This is a genomic window from Oleiphilus sp. HI0043, assembly GCF_001634935.1.
In genome coordinates, this window is the sequence record NZ_LWEY01000026.1 from 1 (window position 1) to 566 (window position 566).

Below are 566 nucleotides of genomic sequence, written 5' to 3' on the forward strand. Positions count from 1 at the left end.
ATTTGCTGATTAACCGCATCAAATACCGAAGCAATCATCGTTGAATCAATTGCAGAACTACCCGCTAATTGGTCAGCGAATTGCTCATATATAAAGGTTGAAGAGCTATCTGGAAAGAAGCTTTCTTCACCAAATACGTCATACTTTTCCTCAAAAACATCTGCAAAGATGACTGCAATCTTATGTAATAAATAGGCTTTATTTGCAGCCTCGGAGTTAAAGTCAGAGCCTGATAAGAAGTCGTCATCAAGTAAACTCGGATCAGAAATCAAATTCCCTAGGGTCGCACTCCCCCCTTCAACCATCACAGAGCTTAAAGGCGTAATCATCTGATCAGGAATTTTCCCATCAACTTCAGGTGAAACGCGTGCAGATAGTTCACCAATGAAAGGTTCGCCCGTAAAGATGTCAAACCCGCCATAGGTTCTAAGCACCACTTCGTCTGGAACATCACCTTTTAGCTGCAAGCAATATTTTTCTGTCGCAGCTGATTCACAATAGTTAGTTGTACCGTCACTCGATGTAGTAAAGAACCCTTCACTATCTGTCGTAGCTGAAGGCTCACC

1 protein-coding gene is annotated in these 566 nt (G+C 42.2%); it reads right to left on the reverse strand.

Annotation, left to right across the window (positions count from 1 at the left end; translation table 11 throughout):
• On the reverse strand, nucleotides 1-566 hold a 566-nt coding region (locus A3729_RS32015), incomplete at both ends, for a hypothetical protein (RefSeq protein WP_197475462.1).